9 protein-coding genes are annotated in these 10,041 nt (G+C 61.9%); 5 read left to right on the top strand and 4 right to left on the bottom strand.

The window, feature by feature from the left end; translation table 11 throughout:
• A partial coding sequence (locus VFG49_RS06800; RefSeq protein WP_324858764.1) for an amino acid permease occupies positions 1–594 on the top strand: 594 nt, incomplete at its 5' end.
• A 102-nt stretch (positions 595–696) separates the two neighbouring features.
• Positions 697–2,076 carry an FAD-containing oxidoreductase gene (locus tag VFG49_RS06795; RefSeq protein WP_324858762.1) on the top strand — a complete coding sequence of 460 codons (1,380 nt, stop codon included), beginning with the start codon at positions 697–699 and terminating at the stop codon, positions 2,074–2,076.
• 171 nt (positions 2,077–2,247) lie between these two features.
• On the opposite strand, the gene VFG49_RS06790 is transcribed toward VFG49_RS06795, so the two are convergent.
• From VFG49_RS06790 to VFG49_RS06780, 3 genes are all read right to left on the bottom strand, one after another.
• A complete protein-coding gene (locus VFG49_RS06790; RefSeq protein ID WP_324858760.1) occupies positions 2,248–3,654 on the bottom strand; it encodes an Hsp70 family protein in 1,407 nt (468 codons plus the stop codon).
• A 428-nt stretch (positions 3,655–4,082) separates the two neighbouring features.
• Complete coding sequence (locus VFG49_RS06785; protein WP_324858758.1) at positions 4,083–5,522, bottom strand: DUF1254 domain-containing protein; 1,440 nt, start codon at positions 5,520–5,522, stop codon at positions 4,083–4,085.
• A 614-nt stretch (positions 5,523–6,136) separates the two neighbouring features.
• Complete coding sequence (locus VFG49_RS06780; RefSeq protein WP_324858768.1) at positions 6,137–7,045, bottom strand: LysR family transcriptional regulator; 909 nt, start codon at positions 7,043–7,045, stop codon at positions 6,137–6,139.
• Positions 7,046–7,174: 129 nt separating this feature from the next.
• On the opposite strand from VFG49_RS06780, the gene VFG49_RS06775 reads away from it, so the two are divergent.
• Genes VFG49_RS06775 through VFG49_RS06765 form a run of 3 tightly spaced genes read left to right on the top strand, consistent with a single transcriptional unit; the run spans position 7,175 to position 9,383 of the window.
• Entirely contained in the window at positions 7,175–8,155 is a 981-nt protein-coding gene (locus VFG49_RS06775; RefSeq protein WP_324858766.1) for an aldo/keto reductase, read from the top strand.
• Positions 8,156–8,164: 9 nt separating this feature from the next.
• Positions 8,165–8,917, top strand: a complete 753-nt coding sequence (locus tag VFG49_RS06770) for a carboxymuconolactone decarboxylase family protein (RefSeq protein WP_324858756.1) — start codon at positions 8,165–8,167, stop codon at positions 8,915–8,917.
• Between the two features lie 49 nt (positions 8,918–8,966).
• Positions 8,967–9,383 carry a (R)-mandelonitrile lyase gene (locus VFG49_RS06765; protein ID WP_324858754.1) on the top strand — a complete coding sequence of 139 codons (417 nt, stop codon included), beginning with the start codon at positions 8,967–8,969 and terminating at the stop codon, positions 9,381–9,383.
• Positions 9,384–9,565: 182 nt separating this feature from the next.
• Here the strand turns inward: VFG49_RS06765 and VFG49_RS06760 are convergent, their stop codons facing one another.
• The gene (locus VFG49_RS06760; RefSeq protein WP_324858752.1) at positions 9,566–9,817 is read right to left on the bottom strand and encodes a hypothetical protein; all 252 of its coding nucleotides are present in this window, start codon (positions 9,815–9,817) and stop codon (positions 9,566–9,568) included.
• Between the last annotated feature and the right edge of the window lie 224 nt (positions 9,818–10,041).

The following is a 10,041-nucleotide window of genomic DNA, read 5'->3' as shown; positions in this document are numbered from 1 at the left end:
ACGGTGATCTATATTTCCTGTTGCACGGTGCTGATGGGCATCATTCCCGGCAAGGAGCTGCGCATTTCGGGTGCGCCGTTTGCGGACGCGGCCGGTATCATGCTGGGTTCGTGGGCGGCGATCGGGATTTCTCTCGCCGCTATCCTCAAGGCATCGGGATCCCTGGTCGGCTGGATACTCATCGTGGCGCAGTCGGCACAGGCCGCCGCCAACGACGGCATGTTTCCGCGCCGGTTTGCTTCAACCAATCAGCACGGCATGCCCGTGCAGAATCTGGTGATCACCGGCCTCATGATGATGGTGATGCTGCTTCTTTCCACTTCGCCGGACGTGGCCACGCAGTTCGCCCATATCACCGACGCCACCGTCATCCTCATGTCGGTCCCGTATATCTATTCGGTCGTGGCCATGTGGCGAATGAACCAGACATTGGGGTTGCTTTCCGGAAAGACACAGCTCTTCATCGTCATCGGCGTGATCGCCTGGCTGTACTGCCTCAGCGTGGTCATCGGTCAATCTGCCGAACTCGATCGCAAGGCGCTGTTGGTGCTGCTCGTGTCGATGCCTCTGTTCGCCCTGGTCAAGAAACGCTGATCGCGGAATGCAGCCGCCGGTGCGCCCTGAAAGATAGCCTTGACGAAACCTTTCCCGGACGGATGCCACGCTCGCGTCCACGCAAACCTCCGGAAGCCCGCGATGACCCAGCGATTCGATGCCGTGGTGGTAGGGGCAGGGCAGGCAGGCCCTTCTTTGGCCGAGCGCCTGAGCCGTTCGGGCCGCAAGGTAGCGCTGATCGAGCGCAAGCTGGTGGGCGGCACTTGCGTCAACACCGGTTGCATTCCCACCAAGGCGATGGTGGCAAGTGCGTACGCGGCGCACCTCGGGCGAAGGGCGGCTGAGTACGGCGTGATGGCGGCGGGTGGACTGTCGGTAGACATGGAAAAGGTCTGGCAGCGGACGCGCGGCATTTCCGACCGATCCCGCAGCAACCTTGAAACGTGGCTGGCCGGCGTACCCAATCTCACGCTGATCCGCGGTCATGCATCGTTCGAGTCGCCGCGGACGTTGCGCGTGGGTGAGGCGCTTGTCGAAGCAAGCGAAATTTTCCTCAACGTGGGCGGTCGTGCCGCGACGCCCGATTTTCCCGGTGTGGATAGCGTGCCCTATCTCACCAACGTGGGCATCCTGCAGTTGCGGGAGTTGCCGAAGCATCTGTTGATCGTGGGCGGAAGCTATATCGGCCTGGAATTCGGGCAGATGTTCCGCCGCTTCGGCTCCGAGGTCACCATCATCGAACGCAGCGAACGCCTGCTGCCACGGGAAGATCCGGAAATCGCCGATGCCGTTGTGGAGATGCTGCGTCAGGAAGGCATCACGATTCATGTGGGCGCCGAATGCATCGAGCTGCATGGAGCCGCTGGTGGAGTCAGTGTGGTTGCCCGATGCGCCGATCCGCGCATGGAGGTGCACGGCTCGCATATTCTCCTGGCAGTCGGCAGGCAACCCAACACCGACGCGCTTGGCCTCGACAAGGCCGGCGTTGCCATCGACAGGCACGGCTACATCGCCGTGGACGACCAATGCCGCACCAACGTGCAAGGCATCTGGGCCATGGGCGACTGCAATGGCAAGGGCGCGTTCACCCACACGTCGTACAACGATTACGAGATCGTCGCCGCGAACCTGCTGGATGGCGAATCACGCCGCATCTCCGACCGCATTCCGTGCTACGCGCTGTTCACTGATCCACCGCTCGCGCGCATCGGCCTGACGGAGCAGGAGGCGAAGAAACAGGGCCATGATGTGCGCGTTGGCACGCGCCCCATGGCACGCGTGGGGCGCGCCATCGAGCGTGGTGAAACCACGGGCATGATGAAGGTCATCGTCGATGGTGGCAGCGGGCAGTTGCTTGGCGCCGCCATCCTGGGTGTCAACGGCGACGAAGCGATCCATGCGTTGCTGGACACGATGTATGCCAAAGCAACGTACCAGACCGTGACGCATGCCGTGCATATCCATCCGACCGTCGCCGAACTACTGCCGACGACGCTGCAAGACATGAAGGCTGCGAGTTGACCAGCGCATAGGGCAGGTGGTCGACGTTGTGCGACATCTTCGTTGCCGTTGGCATGAACCTGTCGCCGTACGGGAGGCGGCGAGACATTGCGTTGGTACCAGGGGTCGTCCTCTTTCGCATGCCATAAGGACGATTACGCTGTGCATCGTCTGCAACGAGTGCCCGAAACATCACGCCGAGGCGAGCAGCGTCGCTTCCCTGGCGGCCTCGGCCAGTCCGGAGACCACGCCTAGCGAGGGGTCGCCATGCACCAAAGGAATCTCCGGAAAGCACGCGGCCACCCTGGCTTTTATCTGGGGTGAGCGCGAGGCGCCGCCAGTGAGGAAGACGCTGGCGGGCAGGGTGGTCAGGGCGTCGCGGACGGTGGTGAGTATGCGCTCCAGCTGCGTGAGAAAAGGCTCGATGGCCGTGTCCAGATCGTCGCGATTGGCATCGACGGCGAGGCCGTGTTCGATGAAATCGAGCTGCGTGCGATAGCTCGTCGCGTTGCTCAAATTGATCTTGGTGCGCTCAGCAGCCTGGTTGAGTCGCGTGGTAGCGCCCAGTTCCTGCAGGGCGCGCAAGCGCGGGCCGTAAGGCGAAGCGACCAGACGATAGTTCTGTTTGCGGAACTCACGTTGCTTAGGCAGGTTGTGCACGCTGGCCGCTTCCACAAACTGATGCTGCGGCACGCGCACGGTGTCCTTGCCCATCAGGGGCATGAAACTGAGCAGGCTAAGGCTTACGTCAAGATCAGTGCCACCCTTGGGAAGCCCCCAGTTGCAGGCAATAAGTGGTGATGTCGCGCCACCAAGCTCGGCATGCGTGACGTCGGTCGTGCCGCCGCCGATGTCAACGATCAGCGCATGCTGCCTGTCCGCGAGGTTCTTGTGATAGTGCATCGCGGCAGCGGCAGGTTCCTCTAGAAAGCGCACCTCATCGAAGCCTGCCGCAGCGGCGGCTTCGCGCAGTATCTCGATGGCCTGCTCCGATCCGGCGGCGCCCATCGAGCTACGAAACTCCACGGGGCGACCGATCACTGCGCCGCGCACGGGTTCACCGAATTGCTGGCTTGCCGTGAGGCGAATATGTTCGAGAATGTGCGTGGCGATATGCACGATCACCCGGCGCACTTGCGGATCCAGTCGATAGCCGAACATCGACTTGGGCGACTCGATCAGGTTGCCGCCGCCACTCTGTAGATAACCCTCTACAGCATCCTCACCGAACAGCGCATGCTGGAAGCTGGTGACGGGCGTAGTCGCCGCGCGAGTCTGCTCTTCGACCCATTGTCGGCGTACGACACGCAGCGCTTCTCGACGCACTTCGTCATCCGAGCGTGCAACAGGCGCCTCGCCACGGGCGGCAGCAGCAGCTGCCTGGTGGCGCAGGTCGTTGCGGGTCGAACGGATGTATGACTCCAGTTGGGCTTCGAGCTCGGGTGTCAGCTCGAAATCGCCGGGATCGGGCACAAGTTCCGGAAAGTACACCGCCGTACGGAACTGGTCCGCATCGCCGAACCGGACCAGGACGAGCTCATCATCTCTGATGGCGGCCGCGGCCGAGTAGCTAGTACCGAAGTCGATGCCGATGTGCATGAAGTTGCAGACACTGAAGGACAATCTTCCATGATCTCAAATTCGCCAACTGCTCGCAAAGAAGGCTGCGCACAACCGCGCTTACTTTCGGCCTGCGGCAGGCCTGAGGGGCGATTGATTGGAGATCGTTGTCACGGGTACGCGTGGGATGGCAAGGCGGGCATGCGCTGGAACTGGTGACGACCGTTTTCACGCCACCGGCGCGTGCCTTCGGCCTGTCGCTCAGAAATAGGGCGAAGCCACTCGTGATTGGACACGGAGGTTTCAACGATGTTGGGGTCGAATTTGATTCCACGCTTATCCACGATGTGTGCGACAGCCTCCGCGTGGGGCAGCGCAGTTTTGTACATGCGACGCGTGATCAGGGCATCGTGGACATTCGCTTTCGCTCGTGAGCCGCAGCAGAGCTTGGCTCGGGAGCAAGGGCGCTACTTCAATTCCACGAAGTCGCCTGGCTTCCACGTTCCATCAAATGCTGCTTTTTGCGGACCGTAGATGCGGAAATAAGTGAACCAGCCTTTTCCGGGGATGGTCTGGACCCATTGGCCTTCATGACCGGCCGGTGCTTTCGGGCCGAAATAAAGGTCCACGGTTGATCCTGTCAGGCTTTTCAGCTCGAACATCGAACGCAGTGCGGCTTTGTCTTGCTTGGTCACGATCTCGCTTCGGGTCTCCGGGTCGTACACGGTGATGGACCAGAACAAATTGGCGGGAACGGGCAGCGGCACGGACAGCTTGTAGGTCTTGCCGCCATCCAGAAATGCATTGTTGGCATCACGCACACCCAGCCAATAAAGCGAGCCCGCTCCGGCATCACGCCGGAACATTGCGGGTGATTCGATCTGCGCCTGGTAGAACCACTTGGAGCGCGCGTCCAGATCCTTGTACGCAGGCAAATCGAAGGTGCCATTCTCGGGGCGAAGCACGGCCCATTCCCAGTGACGGTCGGGCCACACGACGCGATCCGCACGACGGTCGGCGAACGACTGCACGCGCATCTGGTCGTTGGCCATTTGCGCCGCCTTCTCCAGGATCCTGGTCATGCGCGCATCCGGCTCGAACGGCTTGTCCTTCTCGATACCGAGCGTGGCTAGCCGCCCATACTCCATGCGATACGCCTCGTACGGCGGGTCGTTGTCGATGACGTTCTTGAGTTGCTTCCAGTAGTCGAGTTTGCGTTCCCAGCTCACCGGCGAGAAGTCGCCAGGCTTGGTGCCCTGGTCGACCCACGCAATGCCCCTCCAATCCGGTGAAGGGTTGAGCGGATGAATCTTGACCGTCTTGAGCAACGCCACGCCGGCGGCCTCGTCGCCCTTGGGTGGAATGACGCGGACCAGTAGCAGCACGCGATCAGTCGTTGCCGCCACCGCGTGGTATCCCGCTGGAATCGTTCCTTTGTAGCCGGGCGGAAGAATCAGGTGTTTGCCACCCTTGCCCTTGTCCGGGCCCGGTATGCCCATGTCCATCACGTAGCGCTGGTTCAGATCGTTGACGACCGCCATCAACGGCCCAGGCGGCATCTCCACCACCATGGGGCCATGCGACAGATCGATGTTTCCACCGGCGTAGGGCGTATCGGAGTTGGGAGTGAACACCACTTGCTCCGGCATGCCGTGCAAGATCAGCATCACCTCGTTGGGCCGCGTGCCGGCGTTAATGTTGCCCGTCCACGTACCCAGTATCGAAACGGTGGGAAAGAAGAACTTGTACGCCTCTATCGCGCGTGCCAGATCAGCATCGTCGTAGGCTTTCTGCGCGGTCTCCGGCGTGGGGTAGCCACCTTTGAAGGTGTACTCCTGTGCGGTGACCGAACTCATGCTCGCGGCAGCGATCACGCAAGCAAGCGACCACTTCAAGTGCACGCGCATGGCGGTCACCCTCGGCTATGACGGTTCAGCCGATCAGATCACGAACCACCCTGGTGGATCGACCGTAAAAATACGGTGCGAAGTGGCGTAAAACTACTGGCTTCAGGCCTGATGTCGCTCAACAAGACTTAGCTCCGCTTATTACCCAAAGGGACTTCTCGGAGGCCGTCTTGGTGCTGAAGTTCAGGGCTATTGACCCGCTCGAAGTCGGGAAGCTTCCACGTGCGATCGAACAAAGAACCAGTGCGTTCCCGGGTAACAGGCGGGCGAGGTGTCGTAGCGCATATCGAGCCAAGCATGTGCCTCCTATAGCGGAAACGAGCAACTTCTTTGTGCGCTCGTCAGGGGTAAGTGGCTTTCCCTTCTCAATGCCCAGGGTCCCGAGGATATCGATCATCGCTCTATCACGATCCAGCCAGGGCTCCGACTGGATAACCCGATCAAGGCTTCGAAGAAACTCTGGTCGTACGGGATCGTCGCATCGAAGATCACGTCCTTTGCATCGAGATCGAGTGAGGCGCTTCATTCCGACCGGGCGGAATAGTGCTCAGTCATCACCGGCATCCGCAGTCCGCATCCGGCTGAGGGCGAAACACCACCGTCTATTCCCGAATTCACTTTCTGTATCGAAGCGCCTCGACCAGCAATGCAAAGGCTGGAGATGGCTGCCGCCTGCTCGGGTAGTAAAGGTGATAGCCGGGAAAGAGCGGGCACCAGTCATCAAGTACCTGCTGCAATCGGCCGGCTGACATGTCGTCACTGACCATGCCTTCTGGAAGATAGGCGATGCCGAATCCAGCAAGCACCGCGACGCGGATACGCTCGATGCTATTGAAGATCAGACGGCCTTCCACCCGGACTTTCAGGGCGCGGCCTTTTTTCTCGAATTCCCACGTGTACAAGCCGCCGTGGGTCAAGAACCGGATATTGATGCAGTCGTGCGCCGTGAGGTCATGCGGAGTCCTGATCGGCGCGTGCGCTGCAAAGTAAGCCGGGGTCGCTACCACGACCAGGCGCGTAGGCGGACCGATCGGGATTGCGATCATGTCCTTCGCCAACTGCTCACCGAGGCGGATCCCCGCGTCGAAGCGCTCCGCCGCAATGTCGGTGAGTGTCGAATCGCTGATCACCTCGACGTGGATGTCGGGATACTTCGGCAGGAAGCGCTCAAGGGCCGGCCAGAGAATGCTCGCGGCGGCATGCTCGCTGGTGGTGAGGCGGATGTTGCCGCTGGGCTTGTCCCGTAGCTCGCTCAAGCTGGCCAGCGCGAGATCGATGTTCTCGAAGTTCGCGGCGGTGGCCTGCATCAATCGCTCGCCAGCCTCCGTCGGGGAAACACTGCGGGTAGTGCGCGTGAGCAGCCGGATCCCCAGCCGGGCCTCGAGCCCCCGAATCTTGTGGCTCAAGGCCGATTGCGACAGCCCGAGTTGTGCGGCGGCTCGCGTGAAACTGCCCACCCGGGCGACCACGAGGAACGCTTGCAGGTCGTTGTAATGCTCACCGGCCACGTGCGGGCTCACCAAGATTGATCGATATGGATCATAAGTCCATTCGATATTGCCCGGGTTATCAGATAGCCCCGCAGCGAGCAGACTGGCGGCTTCTACTGAGTCCAGGAGCATTCCATGGAAAAGATCACCCCCGGCGCGGCCATGCCGCATCGCACCCTCGGCGCCCACGGCCCCCTCGTCTCCGCGCTCGGTTTCGGCTGCATGGGCCTGAGCTACGGTATTGGCACGGGCGTCGATCGCAGCCAGGGCGTTGCCCTCATTCGCCAGGCGTTCGAGCAGGGCGTGACCTTCTTCGACACCGCCGAAGCCTATGGGGCTCTGAACGAAGAGATGGTCGGGGAGGCAGTGGAGCCTTTCCGGGATCAGGTCGTGCTTGCGACCAAGTTCGGTTTTGCCGATGGCAACGCGCAAGCAGGAACGGATAGCCGACCGGAGCGCATCCGCGCGGTGGCCGAGGCGTCGCTGCGGCATCTGCGCACCGACCGCATCGACCTGTTCTACCAGCACCGGGTCGATCCGAACGTGCCGATGGAAGAGGTGGCCGGGACGGTCAAGCAGCTGATCGCCGAAGGCAAGGTCCGCCACTTCGGCCTTTCAGAGGCTGGCGCCACGTCAATACGACGTGCCCATGCCGTGCAGCCGGTTGCCGCCCTGCAAAGCGAATACTCGCTGTGGTGGCGTCAGCCCGAGGAAGAAATCCTCCCGCTCTGCGAGGAACTCGGCATCGGCTTCGTGCCGTTCAGTCCGCTGGGCAAGGGGTTCCTGACCGGCACCATCGACCAGCACACCACGTTCGGCAAGGACGACTTCCGCAACGTCGTGCCGCGCTTCTCGGTCGAGGCGCGCGAAGCCAACCAGGCGCTCGTGGTCGAACTGGGCCGGATCGCCGCCGAGAAAGGCGTCACGCCGGCGCAGATCGCGCTTGCCTGGCTGCTGGCACAACGGCCGTGGATCGTGCCCATTCCAGGCACCACCAAATCGCATCGCCTGCGCGAGAACCTGGGTGCGGCGTCCATCGAGCTGACCAGCCAGGATCTGCAAGGCATCGGCGCGGTGCTGGCCCGCATCCAGGTGCAGGGCGACCGCTACCCAGCGAGTCTTGCCGCCCGTACCGGCCGATAGGACACTGTCATGGCGATCACCGACGCTGCAAAGCGTAACCATGAGCAACTGTTCCCGGACCGCGTGTCCACGCTCGCCGTCACCGATCCCGAGTTCGTCGAGCGCTTCGACAACTGGGCATTCGATGAAGTCCAGGAAGCGGCACCGATGGACCTGCCATTGCGCCTGATGGTGCAGCTCGCCGCATTGATTGCCTGCCATGCGGTGAACGAGTACCGCGTCATGCTGGGCGCAGCACTCGATGTCGGCGTGACGCCGGTCGTCACCAAGGAAATCCTCTACCAGAACGTCCCCTACGTCGGCATGGGCAGGGCTTTCGATTTCCTGCACGCCACGAACGAGGTGCTGAGCGAACGCGGTATCGCCCTGCCGCTGGCGGGGCAGGCCACGACGGATGCTCCGAGCCGCTTCGAGCGTGGCCGCGAGGTGCAGGCGCGCATCTTCGGCGACGGTATCGAACAGATGGCCGCGCAGGCGCCGCAGGACCAGGCGCACATCCAGCGCTTCCTGGCGGCCAATTGTTTCGGCGATTACTACACCCGTGGCGGTCTTGACCTGGCAACACGCGAGCTGCTGACGTTCGCGATGCTCGCGGCATTGGGCGGGTGCGAACCGCAGCTTGCAGGCCACGTTGCGGGCAACGTAGCGATGGGCAATTCGCGACCCTTGCTGGTGGCCGTGCTGACCCAACTCCTACCGTTCATCGGTTACCCACGCACGCTCAATGCCCTGCGTGTGGTCAACGAGAACACGAGTGCGTAAGAACCTTATGCCCCTGCAGGTGCTCACCACCTGTCCACAGGAGAACTTCATGCAATTGATCTGTAACGGCAGTATCCCCTCCGCGAAAGGGCCGGCTGAGTACTTCACCGGCAACGTCCGCATCGACATGCCTTTCAAGGGCTCGGGTGACGCGACAATCTCCGGCGGCATCGTCACCTTCGAACCGGGCGCGCGCAGTGCCTGGCACACGCATCCGCGCGGGCAGGTGCTCATCGTCACCGCGGGCAAGGGCTGGACCCAGTGCGAGGGCGAGCCGACCGTCGAAATCAATGCCGGCGACATCATTGTCTGCCCGCCCGGCCACCGGCACTGGCACGGCGCCACGCCTACCACGGCGATGACCCACATCGCCGTGCAGGAAGCGGTCGATGGCAGCGCGGTTCACTGGATGGAGAAAGTCAGCGACGAAACGTACAACGCGGGACCATCATCGATGACGGAGTGACGGCGTCGCACTTCTATGGGCCCTTGGCACAAGGCTGATCGTCGGGGGGGTAAACAGGGAAACCGCACCCATCCGGCACTTGCCTGGTGACTGGGCCTGGTGCGATTAGCCCGTGTTATCGAGGGCAGGGGCTCTGCAACCTTTTTCAGATATCTGGCGCCTCGAACTGACGACCACTGAAGTCATGGAGTTCTTGGCGACGTGACCGACGACTTGCCGGCAAGCAAATTGCGCTTCATGGCGTAGCGGATGTTTGCTTGAGCACCGTGGTCTTCGGACGCCCTGTCACCGGTCGCCGCATGGATTGCCTGCATATGGATCGGCTTTGCGACGCGATCTTGTAGCCAGGTCGCGATTTCGCGCACGGTGACCGTCCGGCCGGACGGCGCGCGAAGTGAGTGATTCTGAGGGTCAAACGTCCAGTTAAAGCGCATGCAGGGCTTCCGTGCAGAAAACAGAACGGAAGGCAGCAGCAAGGGTCGCGCCTGTCGTCAACCAGCTAACCTAGTCCGCGATCGAGCGTGTGCAGATTTTTGTGTAAACGGGGATTGCATTACAGCTGAGGGAGGCGCCCCTCGAACTGGATGGTAAAGCGGTTGAGCGCGGCCTTCCAATCGCGGATGGGCAGCGTCCATTTCTTGCTGATGTTGCGCAGCGC

The sequence above is a fragment of the Dyella sp. genome, assembly GCF_035685885.1.
Lineage (GTDB): Bacteria > Pseudomonadota > Gammaproteobacteria > Xanthomonadales > Rhodanobacteraceae > Dyella.
Note: the sequence above shows the minus strand (reverse complement) of the source record. Positions and strands in the feature narration are given on the sequence as shown.

Excerpts from the sequence above, each read along its gene's own strand:
- VFG49_RS06765 (WP_324858754.1), top strand. The coding sequence starts at position 8,967 with ATGCAATTGATCTGTAACGGCAGTATCCCCTCCGCGAAAGGGCCGGCT.
- VFG49_RS06760 (WP_324858752.1), bottom strand. The coding sequence starts at position 9,817 with ATGCGCTTTAACTGGACGTTTGACCCTCAGAATCACTCACTTCGCGCG.
- VFG49_RS06785 (WP_324858758.1), bottom strand. The coding sequence starts at position 5,522 with ATGCGCGTGCACTTGAAGTGGTCGCTTGCTTGCGTGATCGCTGCCGCG.
- VFG49_RS06770 (WP_324858756.1), top strand. The coding sequence starts at position 8,165 with ATGGCGATCACCGACGCTGCAAAGCGTAACCATGAGCAACTGTTCCCG.
- VFG49_RS06795 (WP_324858762.1), top strand. The coding sequence starts at position 697 with ATGACCCAGCGATTCGATGCCGTGGTGGTAGGGGCAGGGCAGGCAGGC.
- VFG49_RS06775 (WP_324858766.1), top strand. The coding sequence starts at position 7,175 with ATGCCGCATCGCACCCTCGGCGCCCACGGCCCCCTCGTCTCCGCGCTC.
- VFG49_RS06790 (WP_324858760.1), bottom strand. The coding sequence starts at position 3,654 with ATGCACATCGGCATCGACTTCGGTACTAGCTACTCGGCCGCGGCCGCC.